The following is a 20,339-nucleotide window of genomic DNA, read 5'->3' as shown; positions in this document are numbered from 1 at the left end:
GGCCTTTCTCGCAGCTCACCGGGCTCAGCCGTCCATCGTGGCGGTCACGGATCTACCGGTCCATCGCCAAGCCAATGCCGAATGCAGCCGGGCCTGACGATGGAGATGGGCACGCAGAGAGCGGCGCTTCCAGACACAGCTGGCCGCGCGCCAAGCGTTTCGGAGGGCGCCTTACCACCACCGGAGTGGGCGCCGATCTCGACGTTGGTTCTTCGGGTTCCGGATGGCCCCCCGGAATCACCGGCGAATGGCGAAACGCCGGTTTCGATTTCGACGTTTTGGGTCCTGGACCCATCGCTTGGCGCGCGAAGCTTGGGCAGCGCGCCTCGCCCCACTCGAGAGGGATCCGTTTGCTTCCGGGAGGGGGCCTCGCGAGGTCGCGTTGATCTCGCAAAGCAGGGAGCGAGCGCATCAAGCGCTCGCTTGCGCCGCGTCAGAACGCGTAGCGCGCACCCACGCTCAAGGTGGTGATCTTGCCCAGCTCGTAGCCGGCGAAGACCGCGACATTGGGTCGGACATACCAGCGACCGCTCAGGCCGACCAGGACGTCAGCGTCGAAGACATCGGAGCCCTCGCTGGCGACGTCGCCCACCGAGGTGTAGCGAGCGTGGCCCTGCAGGTGGACGCTGGGGCTCGCCGCCCAGATCACGCCGACCTCGCTACCAAAGCCATCTTCGGCGCCGTCGGCCGGGAAACGGAAGTTGGCGACTTCAAGATTCTTCAGCTCGGCGCTGTCAAAACTGAGGCGGCCGTAGAGGCTGGTGCGCGGCGAAAGCGCATGCGCGTAGCCGACGCCGATGCGCCAGCGCACGACGTCGAACTCACCGTCGATCGTCTCGGGGCCGCCTCTGACCTCCAGTTCCTGGCCGGCGTTGGAGTACTCGCCGAACACGTGCATGTTCTCGCCGAACTCCCAGGCGCCACCAACGAAGAGACCGCCGCCGGCATCGGCCTCGAGTTCAAGCGGGGTGCCGCTTCCGGTGAAGGTGCCCGCGCCCTCGACGTCGTTGACGAAGCCACCGACGATGCCACCTTCGATGTAGTTGAAGCCGATGTCCTGCGCGCTGGCAGCCGCCGACGCACCGAGCGCGAGCGCCACTGCAAGCGCGATCATCCGTTGTCGCGTGGTCATGTGTTTCTCCTGCGTGTGTTCGTGAGTGCGACCGGCCGCTGCGGACCGGGCTGTGGGTCTCGGCCTGCCAGCGGCCCGCCAATGCTGTTGACGCCAAGCCGAGAGCGGATCGTTCGCCACGACGCCGCGGGCCGCGGAATCGGCCATGCGCAACATCGATGGTTAGCTGTCCGCCTTGCGATCGGTATCGAAGCCGGGTGTGACGTATTCGGACCGCGCCACCAGACTCAGGCGGCGGCAAGCCTAGGCTGCAGTTCGCGAATTTCGCGTGTCGATGCGGTCGCTACGCGCGCGTCCGCGACACCCGTTCGCGCAGGGGTGTTCGCCGGGCATTCCACTCGCCCAACACATCCGCTTCGCAGACACCACTCGGCCAACTCTCGCCGCCCCAGTCGGCAGCTCAATCCCCACTCCCCAATCCCGAATCCCCGCTCTCCAGCCACACCTCCGCCCGACACCCTTGGGTGTCCTCACGGTTCTGCAGGCTCAATCGGCCCCCATGACCTTCGATGATCTGCCGCGCCAGAACCAGGCCGATGCCGGAGCCGCCGGGCTTGGTGGTGAAGAAGGGCACGAACAGGTTGTCGCTGCCGGACAGGCCGAGGCCCTCGTCGAGGATTTCGATGTGCACCTGGCTGCCGTCGGTGCGGGCGCGGATTTCGACGCCACCGCGCTGGGCCAGACTGGCTTCGGCGGCGTTCTTGACCAGGTTGATCAGCGCCTGCTCCAGCTGGTCGGGGTCGGCGGCGAAGCGCAGTTCGGGCAGGGCGCCGAGCTTGACCGGTACGCGCTGCTCGAGGGCGGCCACGCGACGCAGCAGTGGGGCCAGCTCGACCTCGCGGCGCTGCGGCGGCGGAAGGCGGGCGAGTGCGGTGTAGCCGATCATGAAGCGGTTCAGGGCTTCGGCGCGGTCGCCGATCACCTGCAGGCCGGCGTCGACGTCCTCGCGCCAGTCTTCAGGCAGGGGCTCGCGCGCGAGCACGCGCACAAGGGTGCCGGCCATCGATTTGATCGGCGCCAGCGAATTGTTCAGCTCATGGCCGAGTACGCGAATCAGGCGCTGCCAGGCCTGACGCTCTTCTTCGCGCAGGGCGCGCGAGAGGTCGGTGATCACCAGCAGGTCCTGCGGGCGGCCGGCCGAGCGGAAGCGGAAGCGGCGCACGTCGAAGCGGCCCTCGCTGCCGCCGAAGCTGCGCTTCAGCACCGCGGCGGTTTCCACGGCGAGGCAGTCCTCCAAGCCAAGTTCGGCGGCACTGCGGCCCGCCGCGTGGCTGCGGCCGAGCAGGCGCAGGCCGGCGGCGTTGACCAGCTGCAGGCGCGACTCGGCGTCGAAGCTGAAGAGGGCGATGTCGATGGCTTCGATCACTTTGGCCAGCAGCGCGCTCGATTCCTCCACCTTGAGGCGCTGCTCGCGCAGGGTGGCGGACAGCGCATTGACCTCCCAGATCACTTCACCGATCGCATCGCCGCGCTGGGCGCGCGAGCCGCGCAGGCTGAAGTCGCCTTCGCGCAGGGCTTCGAGCAGGTTGGCCAAGGTGTACAGCGGGTAGACCACGCGCTGCTTCAAGCGCAGGGCCAGCAGCAGGCTGGCGATGGCGGCAGTGACCAGCAGCGGCGTGCGCAGGCGGCTCAGGGTGTCGGCGGGCAGCCACAGCAGCAGGCCGATGCAGAGTACGGCCGGCAGCAGCAGCAGAGCGGCATCGAGCAGCAGGCGGCGCTCGAAGTTGGGCTTCAGCATGCGGGCGCTGCGCTGTGGAGCGGCACTTCGGACGAACCTGCGGCGAACACCGCCTGCGCGAACACGGGTGCAGCGAATGCGGCGGGCGGCGCCCGCATCGCAGATCGCTGCGATGGCGCGAGGCGCTTGGCGCGTGCGCCCATCGATTACTCCTCCGTCGCCAGGCCGTACTTCTCCAACCGCCGGTACAGCGCGCCGCGGCTCAAGCCCAGCACCTCGGCGGCGCGCTGGATGTTGCCGCGGCACTGATCCAGCGCGTTGCGGATCATCGCCTGCTCGGCCTGCTCCAGGGTCATGCCGTTCAAGGCGGGCGCGGCTGCGCTGGCGGCGGGCGCATCCGCGACCACGGCGCTGCCGCTGCCGAGGTCGAGACTGTCGATCTCGCTGCCGCGCGCCATCAGCACGGCACGTTCGATCACATGCGCCAGCTCGCGCACGTTGCCCGGCCAGGCGTGCTGCTCCAGCGCACGCAGGGTCGAGGGTGCGAAGCGCAACCCGTCGCGTCGGTAACGCAGGGCGGCGCGGGCGAGGAAGTCGCGGGCCATGGCGGCGATGTCCTCGCGGCGCTCGCGCAGCGGCGGCAGGCGCAGCTCGACCGTGTTCAGGCGGTACAGCAGGTCCTTGCGGAAGCGGCCGGCGGCGACTTCGTCGGCGAGGTCGGCATTGGTCGCCGACACCAGGCGCACATCCACCTTGAGGGTGCGCGAGGAGCCGACCCGCTCCAGCTCGCCGTCTTCCAGCACGCGCAGCAGCTTGGGCTGCTGGCTGGGCGGGATGTTGGCGATCTCATCCAGGAAAAGGGTGCCGCCGTCGGCCAGCTCGAAGCGGCCAATGCGGTCGGCCTTGGCGTCGGTAAACGCACCGCGCACGTGGCCGAACATTTCCGACTCGAAGACCGTCTCGGCGATGCCGCCCATGTTGACCTTGACCAGGGGTGCTTCGGCCCGCGCCGAGCGGCGGTGCAGCTCGCGGGCGAGCAGGCCCTTGCCGGTGCCGTTCTCGCCGAGGATCAGCACGTTGGCATCGGACGGCGCGACGCGGTCGAGCAGGTCGAGCAGGGGGCGCATCGAAGGCGCTTCGGCGATGAAGGGCTCGGCGCCCTCGCCCTGCTTCAGCATGCCTTCGAGCTTGGCGGCGCGGCGCTGGCTGCGGCCCAGCGCAACCTGGGTGGCGAGGATGCTGAGCAGGCGCGCGTTGTCCCAGGGCTTTTCGATAAAGTCGCCGGCGCCTTCGCGCATGGCGCGCACGGCCAGATCGATGCTGCCCCAGGCGGTCATCACCACCACTGGCAGGTCCGGCGCCAGCTTCTTCAGCTCGGCGAGCAGGGCCAGGCCCTCTTCGCCCGAGGTGGTGTCGCGGGTGTAGTTCAAGTCGATCAGCGCGGCGTCGAAAGCCTCGCGGCGCAGCTTCTCGATGGCCTCGCGCGGGCCGTCCGCGCAGACGCAGGTGTGGCCTTCGGATTTCAGCAGCAGGCGCAGGGCCTGCAGCACGTCGGCCTGGTCGTCAGCGATGAGGATGCGGGAGGTCATGGGGGCAGGAACGCGTGGAAGGTTTGGAGGAACGCGTGGTGCGCGATACGACATGGAGACGCGTGGCTCATAGGGTGGGCCCTGGCCCACCGTGAGCTCAAGCCTTGCGCCGGTGAGGGTGGGCGTAGCGGGGCTCAAGCCTTGCGCCGGTGTGTCTTGGAGTATCAGGGCGAGCGTCGAGCCCAGGGTGGGCCAGGGCCCACCCTATGCGAACGCTGTTGTTGTGGCGATGTCGGGTTCGCAGCTTGTCGTGGGGCGAGGCATTCGATCAATGACCGGGGCGAGCGTCGATCTCATGGTGGGCCGGGGCCCACCCTATGGGGCGCGTTGCTGGTGGGTTGGGCGGTCTGCCATGCATCGCCCTGCGCTCAAGCCACCTGCTTCATCCAGCCGTCGAACAGCTCGACCTGGCGGCCACCGCGCGCGGCGTACTCGGGGTTGTGGGTGACCTGCACGATGGTGGTGCCTTCCTTGTTCAACTCGCTGAGCAGGTCCATCACCTGCACGCCCTGGCTGTAGTGCAGTGCGCCGGTGGGCTCGTCGCAGAGCAGCAGGCGCGGCCGCGCAATCACCGCGCGCGCCACCGCGACGATCTGCTGCTGGCCGCCGGAGAGCTGGCGCGGGTACAGGTCGCGGCGCGCCGCCATGCCGAAGCGATCGAGCAGTTCGGCCACGCGGGCCTGCCGCTCGCTGCCGCGCACATTGCGGTAGGACAGGGGCAGCTCCAGGTTCTCGGCGACGGTGAGGTCGTCGAGCAGGTGGTAGTGCTGGAACACGAAGCCGATGTGCTCGCGGGCGAAGTCCTTGCGCGCGCGCTCTTTCAGCGTGTGCAGGTCGGTGCCGGCGAAGCGGTAGCTGCCCGACCAGTCGGAGTCCATCAGGCCCAGCACCGACAGCAGGCTGGTCTTGCCCGAGCCGGATGGCCCCATGATGGAAAGGAAATCGCCCTCGTGGATGTCGAGGCTGATCTTGCGCAGCACATAGTGGCGCTGGGCGGCCAGCGGGTAGGACTTCTCAAGCTCGCGGAGTTCGATCATGGCGTGGGCGGTTCCAGTTTTTGTTTAGTCATTGAACAGGGTGAGCTTCGTGCTGTCACCGTTGCCCCGCGGGCAAGGGTTCGGCTGTCACTGCCCTCTCCGCGCGAGGAGTCGAGATCGTCCGCCCCTCTCCTGGCTGCGCAGCGCGCCGGCTTTCACTCCCCTCTCCCCTCGTGGGAGGGGGTTGGGGGAGAGGGGGAGAAACCTTGCGGCGGGCGGCGCACACCGCTTCCTGCCGCACACGCATCACTCGCCTCAACGGCGCTTCTTCTGCGTAAAGCGCGCCCCCCATGCCTAGTCCTGCCTCAAGGCCTGCATCGGATCGATCCGCAGCGCGCGCAGCAAGGGGCCGGCGAAGGCCGCAACAGCGGCCAGCAGCACCACCAGCAGGGCCGCGATGAACACCGCCGGCTCGGCGCTGCGCGTGTGGAAGTTCTCGCTGGCGAGCATGCCCGACCAGGGCAGGGCCAGGGCCAGGCCGATCGACAGACCAATCGTCAGCTGCAGGCCGACGCCACCGCCGACCAGACGCAGCACACTGCGCGCGTCGGCGCCAATCGCGCGGCGGATGCCGATCTCGCGCGAGCGCGCCAGCACCGCCTGGGCCAGCACGCCGTAGAGACCGGTGGCCGCCAGCACCAGGCCGAGCAGGCCGATCGCGGTGAACATCTGGCTCAGGATCACCGGGCCGATGCGGCCCATCTCGATGGCGCGCTGCTGGGTCCGCAGCCAGTAGACCGGCAGGTCGGCATCGAGCTGGCGCACGCGCTCGGCCAGCAGCGGGGCGAAGTCGAGCGCATCGCCCTCGGTGCGGATCGCCACGGTCACGAACTCGCGCGGGTGCTGGGCCAGTGGCGCCAGCAGGGTCGGCTGCACCGGGTCATCCGCGTCTTCCAGATGCAGGCTCGCGATCACGCCGACCACGGTGTAGGCCTCGGGCTCGGCGCGCTGCGGATTCACCCACAGGGTCTGGCCCAGCGCAGTGCCAGCGGGCCACAGTTCCTGGGCGAGTCGCGCATCGACCACCACCACGCGCGCGCTGTCGGCGGTGTCGCGCGCGTCGAGCAGGCGCCCTTCGAGCAGTTCCAGCCCATAGACCTCGGCAAAGCCGGGATCGACATGCGCCGCCAGCGCCTGCGGCCAGCCGCCGTTGGGCTCTGCCTGGCCCGCGGCGCCGATGGTTTCCGTGGCGCCGGCCATGGTGCCTGGCAGGGCCGAGGAGACCGAGGCCGCGCGCACGCCGGGCTGGGCTTCGAGGTCCTCGACCAGGGACTGGTAGAAGAGCTGCTTCGCGGGCGCGTCGGCATAGCGCGCATCGCGCAGGCCAAGGCGGCCGGTCAGCACTTCGGTGGGCGGCGTGGCGGTGCCGAAGTCGAAGGCGAAAGTCCGCTCCAGCCCGCGCAGGAAGGTGCCGGCGCCGACCAGCAGCAGCACGGTCAGCGCGATCTCGGCCACGACCAAGGCGCGCACGGCGCGGCCCGCGCCGGCATCGGCGCCGCTGCGGCCGCCCGCGCGCAGGCCCTGCTGCAGGTCGAGCCTGGAGGCCCGCAGCGCCGGCCACAGGCCCGAAGCCAGCGCGGTCACCAGCGCCGCCAGCAGGGCGAAGCCGAACATGCGCAGGTCGATGCCGAAGTTGACGAAATAGGCCGGCGCATCTTCGTTGGCGATGAACACGGCAAGCAGCCAGCGCCCGGCGGCATCGGCGATGACCAGGCCGACGGCGGTTGCCGCCAGCGCGAGCAGCACGCTCTCGGCCAGCAGTTCGCGAAGCAGACGACCGCGGCTGGCGCCGAGCGCGCCGCGCACGGCCAGCTCCTGCTGGCGCGCGAGTGCATGGCCGAGGCGCAGGTTGGCGGCATTGAGGCAGGCCAGCAGCAGCACCAGCGCGCCGGGCACGAAGATCATGCCGACGATGCCGCGGGTGTTCTCGTTGACGAAGCGCAGCACCAGCGGCTTCAGGCTCAAGGGCCGCTGGTCGCGGTGCGCCATCAGCGCCGGCCCCAGCCGCTCGACCACGGTGTCGAACTCGACGCGCGCCTGGCTGAGCGACACGCCCTCGGCGAGCTTGGCGATCACCTGCCCACCGTAGGGGTCGTCGCTGCGCAGGCGGCGCGGCATCCACACCTCGGCGATGAAGGGAAATCGGAAGCTCTCCGGCAATACCCCGACCACCGTGGCGGCTTCGCCGTTGAGTTTGAGCACGCGGCCGACCACCGCTGGATCGGCGCCGAAGTCCTCGCGCCAGACGCGCTCGCCGAGCAGCAGTACGGCGGGCGCGCCGGGCTGGTCATCGGCGGCGATGAAACCCCGGCCGAGGATCGGCTGCACGCCCACCAGCTGCTGCGCCTCGATGCTCATCTGGGCGCCGTCGTAGCGCTGCGGCAGACTGCTGCCGCCGCGGCTGATGTTGGCGGTGGCCTCGTCGTACATGCCCATGCGCTCGAAGCTGCGCAGCTCATCGCGCAGGCGCAGGTAGTCGTTGGCATGGATGCCGCCCACCCCGCTGTCGCGGCGCTCGCCCATGGCCACCAGGCGATCGGCCTCGGGAAAGGGCAGCGGCCGGATCAACAGGCCATTGACCACCGACAGCAGGAACAGGAAGGCGCCGAGCCCAAGGCCGAGCACGCCCACCACCAGCGCACTCTGGGTGGGCCGGCGCAGCAGGCGGCGGGCGGCGTTGTTCAGTTCAAGCATCAGCATGCGAATCTCCTTTTCCATGCAGCTCCAAGCCGGACCTCAGCCTGCAGCGAGAGGTGCGCCGGCCTCGCGGGCCATAAAGTCCCACCGTTCGCACGCGCCCGGCGCGCGGCCTAAACATGTCGCAGCACTTCGGTCGGCGGCGTGCGCGCGGCCCGCAGCGCGGGAGCAGCGCTCGCCGCCAGGGCCACGAGCACCATCAGAACTGCGCCGACGGCCAAGGCATCCAGCGGAAGTCCGGCCTGTATTCCGAGGGCGTCCAGCTCGGCCAGGTGAAATCCGAGGGTGCTCGCGACGGCCCCGACCAGCACGCCGACCAGGCAGATCACCAGACCTTCGCCAAGCGCCCGACCTGCCAGTTGGGCGGGCCGGGCGCCGACCGCCAGGCGCAGGCCGTACTCGGGCAGGCGGCGCCGCTGCTGCAGCGAGGCCACGGCGTAGACGCCCGCGGCCGCGAGCAGCAGAGCGAGCACGGCGAACAGCCCCACGGTGGCGGAGAACACGCGCGCTGGCTGCAGCTGATCCGCCAGCCGTTCCTGCAGCAGGAACTGGTCCGTCACCGGCTGACGGGGGTCCAGCGCCTGCAGAGCGGCGCGGACCTGCGCATCGATCTCGGACCCACCGCTGCGACTGCGCACGAGAAAGCTCATGCCCATCCGCGGCGATTGCGCGAACGGCACCAGCACTTCGGGTGCCGGCGCGTTGCGCACGCCCTCGTTGCGTATGTCGGCGACCACACCCACCACTTCGTGACGCAGCCATCCGCCCTGCCCATCCGGCAGTTCGACCTGGCGGCCTACCGCGTTCTCGGTCGCGAACAGGCGGCGTGCGGCGGTCGCGCTCAGCAGAATCACGGGCGCCGATCCGCGACGATCCTCCGGGCTGAAATCGCGACCGCCCAGCAGGGGAATGTCCAGCAGATTCCGATAGCCGGCCGAGACGCGCCGGACACCCGCCTGCAGCGCTGCGGCATCGCTGCGGCCCGCCGGCCGCAGTTCGGCCTGGGCACTGCCGATGTTGGACAGCGGCACGGCGCTGGACAGCGCCACCTGCTCGACCCCCGGAACGGCCGCCAGCGCTTCGAGCATCCGCTCGGCGAAGGGCACGAAAGCCTCCTGGCCCACGCGGAAGATCTGCAGCACGTGCACGCGCTCGGTCTGGTAGCCGGGCTCGATCCGCTGCAGGCGCCACAGGCCGTTGGCAAGACCGAGGGCGCTCACCAGGCTGACGGTGGCCAGGGCGACCGCCACGGTCGGTAGCCAACGCTGGGCGCCGGCCGGAGCCAGCAGGCCGCGTCCCGCGCCGCGCACCGCCCCCGCCTCGAGCGCGCGCCCACGCACCGCGCCCGCCATCACCACAAGGCCAGGCAGCAACAGTCCGAGGACCGTCGCGAACAGCAGTGCGCCCGAGTCCAGCTGGATCTGCTCCGAGCGCGCCAGGCTGGCTTCTGCGACGGACCGCAGCAGTCCGATGACCGCAGCTGCCAACAGCACGCCCACCGCGACCGCCGCCGTGGAAAGCGTAACCAGCTCAATGAGCCCGGCGCGCCAGAGCTGCGACGGGCTCGCGCCCAGGGCGAGCCTGACGGCGTGCTCGCGCAGGCGGGCGCTGCGCCGCGCATCCAGCATCAGGGCCAGATTGCTGGCGCCAATCAGCAGCACCAGCAGGGCCAGGGCGAATGCGCCCCACAGGGCGCCACGCAGATCGCCGACCAGTTGATCGAGCAGGCTGCGCGTCGACGCGGACCACTCGGTTTCATGCGCGCTGCGTGCAAGTGCCGCCATGCGCGCGGCCAGCGCAGCGTCCGCCTGCTGCGTCGTCGTCGAACCCAGCAGGCGGCCGAGCAGCATGAGGGCACGCACGTTGCGTCGCGGCTCACCCTCGGGGAGAAAGCGCGGCGACAGCGGTCGCCACAGCGCGGTATCGCCTGCGAACACGCCGATGTCCGCGGGCAGCACCCCAATGACCTCCAGGGGTGCCTCGTCGATGACATCAAGACGCTGCCCCAGAGCCTCGGTCGAGCCGCCAAACCGGCGCTGCCATTCGGCGTAGGACAGCAGCGCGACCGGCCGATCCTGCCGGATGTCCTCGTCGCTGGGCAGACGACCGAGCACCGGTTCGACGCCCAGCGCATCGAAGTAGCCCGGGCCCACCATGTGCGTGGTGAGATCTCGCGCGGCCTCGCCGTCGAACACGCCGACGCTGTACCACCAGTAGTAGGCAATTCGCTCGAAGCCCGGCACGCCCGCCGAGAGCGCCTCGGCCTCCTCGGCGGTGAACGGCGCCGAATCGATCCCTTGAGCCCGGTTGTGGGCCTGCAGCACGACCACGGAGGCGCCCTCGCGCAGCGGCAGGCTGCTCAGCAGCATGCCCTGCAGGGCACTGAACATGGCAACGCTCAGCCCGATCCCGGTGCCCAGCATCCACACGGCGACCAGACTGAAACCGGGCGCACGCACGAGACCGCGCAGGACTCCCGCAAGTTCGTACCCCATCTTGGCAAGGCGGCTCATGACTATTCGTACCTCAGCGCCACCATCGGATCGGTCCGCGCGGCGCGGCGCGCGGGCAGGTAGCAGGCGGCCAGCGCCACCGCGGCGAGGAAGCCGCAGACCCCGACGTAGGTCAGCGGGTCGCCGGCACTGACGCCGAACAGCTGGCTGCGCGCGGCGTAGCCGAACAGGCCGGCACCGAGCAGGCCGAGACCGAGACCGACCGCCACCAGCCGCGCGCCCTGCCCCATCACCATGCGCAGCAGCTCCTGCGCGCTGGCGCCGATCGCCATGCGCACGCCGAGCTCACCAGTGCGCTGGCTGACCGCGTAGGCCAGCACGCCGTAGATGCCGAGCGCGGCCAAGAGCATCGACACCGCGGCGAAGGCGCCGAGCAGCAGCATGGGCGCGCGCTGCTGGTCCAGCGAGATCGCGATGCGCTCATCCAGGCTGCGGATGTCATAGACCGGCTGCTCGGGATCGACCGCGCGCAGGGCCTCGCGCACCTGCGGGACCAGCTGCTCGGCCGGCAGCGCCGAGCGCAGCACGAAGCTGCCGAACGGCGGCGTGGCCTGGCGGGTCGGCCAGTACAGGGTTTCCTTGCTGCCGGTCGTGGCCAGCTGCTGATGCGTGACGCTACCGACCACGCCGACGATGGTCGCGGGGGGCACCTCGCTGCCGCCGCGCCGCAGCTGCTGGCCGATCGCGTCGCGGCCGTCGAAGTACTTGTTGGCGAGGATCTCGTCGATCACCACCACCCGCTCGGACTCCGCGCTGTCGGCCTCGCTCAGATAGCGACCGGCCAGCAGCGGAATCCGCAGCGCCTCGAAGTAGTCGCCGGCCACCTGTCGCTGCAGGCCATGCGGGTTGGGCTCGCCCTCGGCGGTGTCGCGCCCGACGATGCTGTACGAGCCCGAGGAGTTGCTGTTGCTGAAGGGCAGGTTCGAGGTGAACGCTGCCTGCTCCACGCCGGGCAATGCGCGCAGCCTGGCCAGCGCCTCGTCGATGAAGCGGGCGCGCACGTCGGCCTCGGCATGGCGTGGCGCATCCAGGTCGACGCGCGCGGTCAGCAGCCCACTCGACTCGAAGCCCGGGCTCTGCTCGGACAGCGCCTGGAAGCTGCGCAGCAGCAGGCCCGCACCGATCAGCAGGGTGGTCGCCAGCGCCATCTGCACGACCACCAGCCCCTGCCGCGACAGCGCCGCACGGCGTCCGCCCGCGCCCGAGCGGCCGCCTTCCTTCAGGGTTTCGCCGATGTCCATGCGCAGCAGGCTGAACAACGGCAGCGCGCTTGCCAGGAGCGCGGCCAGCAGGCTGATACCGATGCCGAACAGCACCACCTCGGTATCGAGCCGGATGTCGTAATCGGCAGAGTTGGGCTGGATGCCGAGCGCCGGCATCAGTTCGACCGCAGCGGTGGCGACCGCCAGACCGGCCAGCCCGCCGAACAGGGCCAGCAGCAGGGCCTCGCCCAGCACCTGCAGGGCCAGACGCCCGCGGCCCGCGCCGAGCGCACTGCGCAGGGTCAGCTCCTTGCGGCGTCCGTGCAGCCGGATGAGCATCAGGTTGGCCAGATTGGCGCAGGCGATCAGCAGCACCATGGCAACCGCCGCCTGCAGGATGGCGAGCACCTCACGCGCCTCGCCCACCTGCTGGTCGCGCAGGCTGCGCGCGCCGCCCTTGAAGTTGCCGGCGCGCAGGAACGCGGCGAAGTCGGCGCCCTGCTGGCCTGCCGAGGCCAGACGATCGGCGTTGCGGGCGATGATGGTGTCGATCTCGGCGGCAAGCCCCTCGACGCTGGCGCCGGGCTTCAGGCGCGCGATGCTCGCCGAGTACTCGGTGCCGCGCTCGAGGTCGCTGCGCTGCTGCTCGCTGAAGGCAAAGGGCACCCACAGCTGCACGTTGCGGTTGGGGAAGCCGAAGCCCTGCGGCATCACCCCGAGCACGCGGAAATTTTCGCCGTTCAGACGGATCTCGCGGCCGATCAGCTCAGGGTCGGCGTTGAAGCGGTTGCGCCAGAGGTTCCAGGACAGCACCGCCACCCTGTCGCTGCCCGGTTCGGCATGCGCCTCAGTGAACACCTGCCCCACCGCCGCCTGCGTGCCCAGCGTGCTGAACAGGCTGGGCGTGGCCTTCAGCGCGCTGAGGCGCTCGGGCGTGCCGGCGCTGCTGCTGAGCCCGAAGCTGACGTTGGTGTAGAGCGCCATGTCCTCGATCGAGGGCGCCTGCTCGCGCCGATCCAGATAGTCGGGGATCGAGGTGCCGGCGTAGTCGAGGTTCATGTTCGGGTAGCGGTTGAACACCTCGACCAGACGCTCGCCGTCGGCGTAGGGCAGGGGCCGCAGCAGCAGACCGTGCATCACCGAGAAGATCGCGGTGTTGGCGCCGATCCCCAGGCCGAGCGTGAGCACCGCGATGCCCAGGAACAGCGGTCGCGCCAGCAGGCCGCGAAGGCTGTAGCGCAGGTCCTGCAGCAGGGATCCGATCATGTCGCTCTCCTTTTCATGGGTGCCCTCAGGCGCCGCGCAGGCTTTGCACGGGGTCCGCGCGCACCGCACGCAGGCTGGGAATGAGACAGGCCGCGACACCGGTCGCGCCGAGAACGCAGGCGACCACCAGCAGCACCACCGGCTCGAAGGCGTCGACGCCGAACAGCTGGGCGCTCAAGCTGCGCCCCAGCAGCAGCGCACCGACCACGCCCAAGGCCAGCCCGATCAGCAGCAAGCCCAGGCCCTGGCGCAGCAGCAGGCCGAGCAGGCGCCGCGCATCCGCGCCCAGCGACATGCGGATGCCGAGCTCCTGGCGTCGCTGCTGCACGCCGTAGCTGATCACCCCGTAGAGGCCGATCGCCGCGAGGCTGAGGGCGACGGCGCTGAAGATCGTCATCAGGCGCAGCCGGAAGACGCGCAGCTGGTTCAGATCCTCGGCCAGCGCCGCGAAGGGGCGAATCGCCGACACCGGCATGGCCGGGTCGAGCGTCTGCAGGGCGCGACGCAGCGGCTCGGCCAGAGCCATGGGTTCACCGCGCACGCGGAGCGCCAGGAAGAACTGCTCCTGCACCGCCTGGTGGTGGTGCATGTAGACCTCGGGCGGCGGCTCGCGATCGGCGCCGAAGTGGCGGGTATCGGCGACCACGCCAACGACGGTCTTGGGCCCGCCGAGGAACTCGATCTGGCGGCCGACCGGATTGCCCTCGCCCATGAAGCGCCGGGCGAAGCTGCGGTTGACCAGCACATTGCCCGGCATCTCGCCGGCACGCGCGTCGCTGTCCTGCAGGCCGCGCCCCTGCTCGATCATGAGGCCGACCGCGGCGAAGAAGTCCGGGTTGACGAAGCGCCAGTTGGCGCCGGGCTCCTGACCCTCGACCGGCGCGCTGCCGATCACCCGCACGCTGGAACTGAAGTTGTCGAGCGCCGACAGCGGCAGCGAATCACTGAGGCCGACCGCCTCCACGCCCGGCAGCCCCTTGACCGCAGCCAGCACGGCGTCGAGCTTGGGTGCGATGAACTGGGTGTGGCGACGGTAGGTGTCCTCCCAGCCCTCGCCGTCGGGGCCGGGCGGCACGCTCAGCACCAGACTGGCGGTGAGCACGCCCTCGGCCTGCACGCCGGTATCGACATCGCCCAGACGACGCAGGCTTTCGATCATCAGGCCGGCGCCGGCGAGCAAGGTGAGCGCCAGCGCCACTTCCGCAACCACCAGAAGACGCCGCGCGCGGCCGCCGTGGCGCGCGGCCGCGGGTCCGCGCCCGGCCTCGCCCAGGCTGCCCGCAGGCGCGACGCTGGCGGCGCGGCGCGCCGGCAGCAGGGCGAACAGCAGCAGCGTGCCGAGGCTCAGCGCAAGGCTCGCAGACAGCACGCGCAGATCCACGCTGACCTCGACCTGGGCCGGCAGCAGGTCCGGCGCGCCGGCCAGCAGCAGAGGCACACCCGCAGCGGCGATCAGCGCGCCGCCGAGCGCACCGAGCACACCGATCAGCAGCGCTTCGACCAGCGCGGCACGCAGCAGGCGGCCGCGCGCCGCGCCCAGCGCCGCGCGCACCGCGTACTCGGCACTGCGCTGCGTGGCGCGCGCCAGCAGCAGGTTGGCGAGATTGGCGCAGGCGATCAGCAGCACCAGCAGCGAGGCCACGAACAGGCTCCAGAGCGGGTCCTGCAGGTGTGCGCCAAGGCCGTCGCGCAGCGGCTGCAGTCGCGTGTCGAGTTTGGCGTGCTCACTCGGATACGCCTCGGCCAGACGCGCGTTGACCGCATCGAGCGCGGCCTGAGCCTGCACGGGCGTGACGCCTTCGGCGTAGCGCCCCAGCAGGCGCAGGTAGCTGGTGCCACGCTCGGCCCCGCTCAGCGGCAGATGCGTGGGCAGGTAGAGCTCGGCGCCCTCGGGCAGGCGCAAAGCCTCAGGCGCCACGCCGATCACGGTCCAGGCCTCGCCGTTCAACTCGACGCGCTCACCGATCACATCGCTGCGCCCCGCGAAGCGCTGCTGCCACAGGGCATGCGAGAGCACGACGACCTTTTCGCCGCTGTCTTCCTCGGCCTGACCGAACCAGCGGCCGAGCAGCGGCGACAGGCCCAGCACCGTCCAGAACTCGGGGCTGACCCGATAGCTGGTGCGACGCTCGGCGGCATCGCCGACGCGCAGGGTGCTGATGCCTCCGCTGGTCGCCGCCAGCGCCTCGAACTGCCCGCGCGTGGCCTCGCGCCAGTCGAAATACAGCGGCCGCGAGACCGGGCCGCCATAGTTTTCCTGCACGCGCAGTACCTCGACGATGCGTTCGGCTTGCGGATACGGCAGGGGCTTCAGCAGCACGCCGTAGACCACGCTGGAGACCGCAGTGACCGCACCCACGCCGAGCGCCAGGGTGAGTACGGCGGTGAACAGAAAGCCGGGCTGGCGCAGCAGGCTGCGCAAGCTCTGGCGGATCTCGCTCAGCAGGGTCATGGCTGGGCCTCCCGGCGGGTTGAATAAGTGCGTCCTTGCATGTCGCCTCCTTGAACTCTTCTTGCTGCGCTCGCCGATCAGTCGCTGCGCAGCGCATTCGCTGGCGCGAGCCGGAGCGTTGCGCGCAGGGGGATCAGCGCCGCCATCAGCGACAGCAACAACACCGCCAGCAAGGCGCCGCCGATGCTCTGCGCCACCACCCCATCACCGCCGTAGAGCAGGTGCGCGATGCCGCGCGCCAGCGCCCAGGCGCCGAGCGCGCCCGCCGCAAGCCCCAGCGCCGTGAGTTTCAGGTTGCCGCCGAGCAGCAGCTGAGCGTTCTGGCCGGCGCGCGCGCCCAGCGCCAGTCGAACCGCCAGCTCGCGCTCGCGCTGCTGGCGCAGGTGTTCGAGCAGGGCGTACAGGCCGAGCGCGGCGAGGCTCAGCGCCAGCCCGGCGAAGCCGCCCAGCAGGGCCGAAACCAGGCGCTCGTTCGCCAGCGCCGCGGCCTGCAGGTCGGACAGCGGACGCAGGCGCTGCAGCACCGCATCGCCGGGCACCTGCCTCAGGGCCGCGCGCAGGGCGGGCTCAAGGGCAGCGGCCTCCGCGCCCTTGACCAGCAGACGCGCGCCGAACCAGCGGTTCACCGCTGCCTGCAGGCCTGGATCCATCTGTGCCTGCGCCAGCAGCACGGTCGGCAGCGCGGCCTCGCGCAGGCTCTGCTCGCGCAGGTCGGCGCTGATCCCGACCACTTCGTACTCGACGCCGCCCATGTCGAGCCGCGCACCGATCTCGCCGCCGCGTGGCAGGAAGGCCTCGGCATAGCTGCGGTTGACGATCGCCACCTTGGGGGTGTCGGCGGCATCGCCGCGGCTGAAATCGCGCCCGGCCATCAGCTGCGCGCCCAGCGCATCCAGATACCCCGGGGAGACGATACGCAGCTCCACGCTGGCGCCGGCCTCGCCGGCCGGCGTGCCGCGGGCGATGACGAAATTGTTCAGACCCCGACTCAAGGGCGGACTGCTGGTGCTGGCAACCGCCTGCACGCCCGGCACGCTGGACAGGGCCTCGGCCAGCCCGTCGAGATAGCGCGCAGTGCGCTCGGCTGCGGTCGAGGGGTTTCCGAACTCGGCCTCGGGCAGCACCAGCTCCACCACGTGCACGCCGTCGACGCTGAAGCCGGCATCTTCGCCCAGCAGCCGATCCAGGCTGCCGATCGCCATCAGGCAGCCGGCCAGCAGCACGGCCGACAGCGCCACCTGCGCGCTGACCAGCAGCGGCTGCAGGCCCAGACGCCGACTGCCGCGGCCCTGCCCGCGCAGGGCCTGCGCGCTGATGCGCTCCCCCAACATCGCGATCAGCAGGCTCAGGCCGAGCATCAGCAGGGCGCTGAGACCCATCCAGACAAAGCTGGCGAAGTCGAGCCCAAGGCCAGCCACGCGGGGCAGGTCCACCGGCAGCCAGGCCAACAGCTGCGGCAACAGCCAGTACGCCCCCGCGACGCCAAACGCGAAGCCCAGAGCGAGCTGCAGCGCGGATTCGGCGACGGGCGGCAACCACAGCATCCAGCGCTGCGCACCGAGTGCGCCGCGAACCGCCGACTCGGCACGACGCGCCAGCAGGCCGGCGATCTGCAGATTGGCCAGATTGAAGGCGGCCATCAGCGCCAGCAGCGCCACCGCCGCGGCCAGCGGCAGCAGCAGGTCGCCGGCTTCACCCACCACCGCGGCCTTGAGATCGGTCAGCCGCATGCGCGGCGCGACGCCTGGGCTGGAGGCCCCGCCAAAGCCGGCGATCGCGTCGGCCGCGCGGGCGTCGAGCAGGGCCTGGGTCGAATCGAGATCGGCGCCGGCCTTGAGTCGCGCAATCACGCTGACGTTGTGGCCCTGCGCGCCGGCGCCACCCGCCTGCCAGGGCAGGACCAGATCCACCGGCGGGTCGAAACTGAAGCTCGCCGGCAGCACGCCCAGGACCTCATGCGGCACGCCTTCGATATCGATGCGGCTCGGCGCGAAGGCATCGACCGCACCGAAGTGCCGCTGCCAGAGCGCCTGCGACACCAGCGCCTGCGGTAGGCCCGCCGCGTTCTCCTGCGCGCTGGGCGCGCGACCGCGCTGCGGCGCCACGCCGAGCGTTGCCAGAAAGCCCGCATCGGCACGCACCGCCGGCGCTGTGTGCGCCGCTTCGCCGCGGCCGATGGCCACCTGCATGCCGGCCTCGCTGTACAGGCTCTGGGCCGCGAACAGGACGTCCTGTCCGCGCAGGAACAGGGCCGCGGCTTCGTTGAGGTTCATCGGGTTGCGCTGATCGGGGTGGCTCTGCCACCCGACCTGGACCAGCTGCTCGGGCTGCGCGTAGGGCAAGGGACGCAGCAGCACGCCCTGGACGAGGCTCAGCACCAGGCCCAGGCCCAGCGTCGTCAAGGCGATCACGGCCACCGAGGGCAGCGCCGCCAGCGGACGCCGCAGCATGCGCCGCGCGGCCAGCCCGAAGGCGCCGGGCAGCTGTCGCAGCATCTCCGCCAGCACCGATGCCATGGCCTCAGGCCCTCGCAGTGCGCGAGCGCTGGATCTGCGCATCGAGGCGGTCCTCTTCTTCGCGACGCAGGCGATGCAGGGTGTCCTCGTCGACGATGCGGCCGTCGAACATGCAGATCTTGCGCTGGGCAAAGTCGGCATAGCGGGCGTCGTGGGTGACCATGCAGATGGTCGAGCCCGACTGGTGCAGCTCGTCCAGCAGGGCCATCACCGCCTCGCCGTTCTTGCTGTCGAGGTTGCCGGTGGGCTCGTCGGCGAGCAGCAGCGAGGGCTGGCCGACCAGCGCACGCGCGACCGCCACGCGCTGCTGCTGACCCCCCGACAGCTGGGCCGGATAGTGCTTCAGGCGATGCGCCATGCCGACGCGTTCGAGCGCATGTTGCACGCGGTCGCGGCGCTCGGCCTTGGACACGCCGTCGCGGTAGGTCAGCGGCAGCTCGACGTTCTCGAACACCGACAGGTCACCGATCAGGTTGAAGGCCTGGAAGATGAAGCCGATTTCCTTGTTGCGGATGCGCGCGCGCTCGGATGCGCTGATGTCCTGCACCGGCACACCGTTCAGGTCGTACACCCCCGAGGTCGGCGTATCCAGCAGGCCCAGAATCGACAGCAGGGTCGACTTGCCGCAGCCCGAAGGCCCGGAAATCGAGACGTATTCGCCGCGCTGGATGTTGAAGTGCACGCCCGACAGCGCGTGGGTCTCGACTTCGTCCGTGTAGAAGACCTTGGCGATGTCTTCGAGCTTGAGCAGGGCCGTTTGGGTGGTCATTGCTGGGCTTCCGTATTTGGTGTGTCGATGTGTGGTGGTGGTCGCTTGGCCTGCTGGCCCTGCTCAAGCCGGGATTAGGGATTGGGGATTCGGGATTCGTTGAAGAGCCCGGACCGCCATGCGCTTCTTGAACCCCAACTCTGCAGCCCTCGCTCCTCGCCTCAGTCTCAACGCTGCGCGCTCTTGCGAATCCCAAATCCCGAATCCCGGCTCCCAGCGATCAATCGATCCGCAAACGCTCATACCCATCCCACTGCGAGGTGTCCGACAGGATGATGCGGTCGCCGGGGTTCAGGCCCTGGGCGATTTCGATCTGGTTGACCGAGGCGCGCCCCAGGCGCACCGGGATGCGGTGGGCCTGGTCGTCCTCGTCGATGCGGAACAGACGCACTTCGCTCTCGGGCTGGCCGTAGGCGGGGCGACCCACGTGCAGCACGTTGGTGAGGCGCTCGATTTCGATGGTGCCGTCGACGCTCAGGTCCGGACGCGCGCTGTCGGGCAGGGCCTCGGTGAAGTCGACTTCGACCAGCACGGTGCCGTTCTGCACGGCCGGGTCGATACGCACCACGGTGCCTGCGACCACGCCGTTGCGCGTGTCCACGCGAACGCTCTGGCCGTGCACGATGTCCTTGACCTGGGTTTCGCTGATTCGCAGCTCGGCCATCAATGCGCCGGGCTTGGCGACGCGGGCCAGATTGGTACCGGCGACCACCTGCTGGCCCTCCTGCACCGGCACCTGCTGCAGCACGCCGGCGATACCGGCGCGCACCTGCAGGCCCTCGGCCTGGCGGCGACGAAGATCAGCGACGTTCTTCAGCTGGTTGATGCGCGCGCGCTCGGCGGCGAGCTGGGCGCGGATGGTCTGCTCGAACTTGGCGATGCGCTCGACTTCGATCTCGGTGCGCAGCTTGAGCTGCTCGGCCGCGAGCTCGCTGCGCCGGGCCTGGATGCGCGAGATGATGCCGCGGCCAGCCAGCTCGGTTTCCGCTTCGGCGGTGAGTCGCGCGCCCTCGTAGTCGGCGCGGATGCCGGCCAGCGCGGCGCGCTGATCGAGCAGCTGGCTTTCCAGCCCGACCTGGCGCGCGGTGAAATCGGCCTCGGCGGCCGTCAGGGCTGACTCGGCGGCCAGCTGCTGATCGATCACTTCGGGGTTGGACAGTTCAAGGATGACCGTATCGGCCTCGACCTGTGCGCCCGGCCGCACCACGATGCGCTCGACCCGCGCATTGCTTTCAGCCGCGATCCAGCGGATCTCGCGCGGCACCAGCACGCCGGGGCCGCGCACTTCGCGCAACATGTCGCCCTGCTTCACCGTGTCGATCCACAGGCTGGCCTCGGCCACGCTGGGCGCTGCGGGGTCAAGTCGGCTGACAAATCCGACCAGGGCGACAAGGGCGATGATTCCACCGGCCACATAGGCGATGCGGCGACGGCGGGCCTTCTGCTTGAGATCGATGCGCTGGATGTCCATGCCCAGGACCTAGCACG

General features: G+C 70.3%; 11 protein-coding genes. All 11 read right to left on the bottom strand.

From position 1 onward, the window contains the following. Positions 1-433: 433 nt before the first annotated feature. Entirely contained in the window at positions 434-1,132 is a 699-nt protein-coding gene (locus tag BLP83_RS09055; RefSeq protein ID WP_091241637.1) for an outer membrane beta-barrel protein, read from the bottom strand. 400 nt (positions 1,133-1,532) lie between these two features. Then, positions 1,533-2,870: a sensor histidine kinase gene (locus BLP83_RS09050; RefSeq protein ID WP_091241635.1), complete on the bottom strand. Its 1,338-nt coding sequence runs from the start codon at positions 2,868-2,870 to the stop codon at positions 1,533-1,535. Between the two features lie 146 nt (positions 2,871-3,016). After that, positions 3,017-4,399 (bottom strand): sigma-54-dependent transcriptional regulator, encoded by a 1,383-nt coding sequence (locus BLP83_RS09045; RefSeq protein WP_091241631.1) that lies wholly within the window; start codon positions 4,397-4,399, stop codon positions 3,017-3,019. 368 nt (positions 4,400-4,767) lie between these two features. Continuing rightward, complete coding sequence (locus BLP83_RS09040; RefSeq protein ID WP_091241628.1) at positions 4,768-5,436, bottom strand: ABC transporter ATP-binding protein; 669 nt, start codon at positions 5,434-5,436, stop codon at positions 4,768-4,770. Between the two features lie 294 nt (positions 5,437-5,730). Further along, the gene (locus BLP83_RS09035; RefSeq protein ID WP_091241625.1) at positions 5,731-8,154 is read right to left on the bottom strand and encodes an ADOP family duplicated permease; all 2,424 of its coding nucleotides are present in this window, start codon (positions 8,152-8,154) and stop codon (positions 5,731-5,733) included. Between the two features lie 92 nt (positions 8,155-8,246). Then, positions 8,247-10,646, bottom strand: coding sequence for an ABC transporter permease (locus tag BLP83_RS09030; RefSeq protein ID WP_091241623.1), 2,400 nt, complete (start codon positions 10,644-10,646; stop codon positions 8,247-8,249). A gap of 2 nt (positions 10,647-10,648) precedes the next feature. Beyond that, the gene (locus BLP83_RS09025; protein ID WP_143006625.1) at positions 10,649-13,114 is read right to left on the bottom strand and encodes an ABC transporter permease; all 2,466 of its coding nucleotides are present in this window, start codon (positions 13,112-13,114) and stop codon (positions 10,649-10,651) included. Between the two features lie 25 nt (positions 13,115-13,139). Next, positions 13,140-15,566 (bottom strand): ABC transporter permease, encoded by a 2,427-nt coding sequence (locus tag BLP83_RS09020; RefSeq protein WP_091241619.1) that lies wholly within the window; start codon positions 15,564-15,566, stop codon positions 13,140-13,142. 77 nt (positions 15,567-15,643) lie between these two features. Beyond that, a complete protein-coding gene (locus BLP83_RS09015; protein ID WP_218121230.1) occupies positions 15,644-18,082 on the bottom strand; it encodes an ABC transporter permease in 2,439 nt (812 codons plus the stop codon). A gap of 4 nt (positions 18,083-18,086) precedes the next feature. Then, on the bottom strand, positions 18,087-18,851 hold the full coding sequence (locus tag BLP83_RS09010) for an ABC transporter ATP-binding protein (RefSeq protein WP_091241613.1): 765 nt from the start codon (positions 18,849-18,851) through the stop codon (positions 18,087-18,089). A gap of 220 nt (positions 18,852-19,071) precedes the next feature. After that, complete coding sequence (locus tag BLP83_RS09005; protein ID WP_091241610.1) at positions 19,072-20,322, bottom strand: efflux RND transporter periplasmic adaptor subunit; 1,251 nt, start codon at positions 20,320-20,322, stop codon at positions 19,072-19,074. Between the last annotated feature and the right edge of the window lie 17 nt (positions 20,323-20,339).

The sequence above is a fragment of the Aquimonas voraii genome (genome assembly GCF_900101825.1).
Lineage (GTDB): Bacteria > Pseudomonadota > Gammaproteobacteria > Xanthomonadales > Xanthomonadaceae > Aquimonas > Aquimonas voraii.
Note: the sequence above shows the minus strand (reverse complement) of the source record. Positions and strands in the feature narration are given on the sequence as shown.

Coding starts and splice junctions, on each gene's coding strand:
- BLP83_RS09005 (WP_091241610.1), bottom strand. CDS start 20,322: ATGGACATCCAGCGCATCGATCTCAAGCAGAAGGCCCGCCGTCGCCGC.
- BLP83_RS09015 (WP_218121230.1), bottom strand. CDS start 18,082: ATGGCATCGGTGCTGGCGGAGATGCTGCGACAGCTGCCCGGCGCCTTC.
- BLP83_RS09040 (WP_091241628.1), bottom strand. CDS start 5,436: ATGATCGAACTCCGCGAGCTTGAGAAGTCCTACCCGCTGGCCGCCCAG.
- BLP83_RS09025 (WP_143006625.1), bottom strand. CDS start 13,114: ATGATCGGATCCCTGCTGCAGGACCTGCGCTACAGCCTTCGCGGCCTG.
- BLP83_RS09050 (WP_091241635.1), bottom strand. CDS start 2,870: ATGCTGAAGCCCAACTTCGAGCGCCGCCTGCTGCTCGATGCCGCTCTG.
- BLP83_RS09010 (WP_091241613.1), bottom strand. CDS start 18,851: ATGACCACCCAAACGGCCCTGCTCAAGCTCGAAGACATCGCCAAGGTC.
- BLP83_RS09045 (WP_091241631.1), bottom strand. CDS start 4,399: ATGACCTCCCGCATCCTCATCGCTGACGACCAGGCCGACGTGCTGCAG.
- BLP83_RS09020 (WP_091241619.1), bottom strand. CDS start 15,566: ATGACCCTGCTGAGCGAGATCCGCCAGAGCTTGCGCAGCCTGCTGCGC.
- BLP83_RS09035 (WP_091241625.1), bottom strand. CDS start 8,154: ATGGAAAAGGAGATTCGCATGCTGATGCTTGAACTGAACAACGCCGCC.
- BLP83_RS09055 (WP_091241637.1), bottom strand. CDS start 1,132: ATGACCACGCGACAACGGATGATCGCGCTTGCAGTGGCGCTCGCGCTC.
- BLP83_RS09030 (WP_091241623.1), bottom strand. CDS start 10,646: ATGAGCCGCCTTGCCAAGATGGGGTACGAACTTGCGGGAGTCCTGCGC.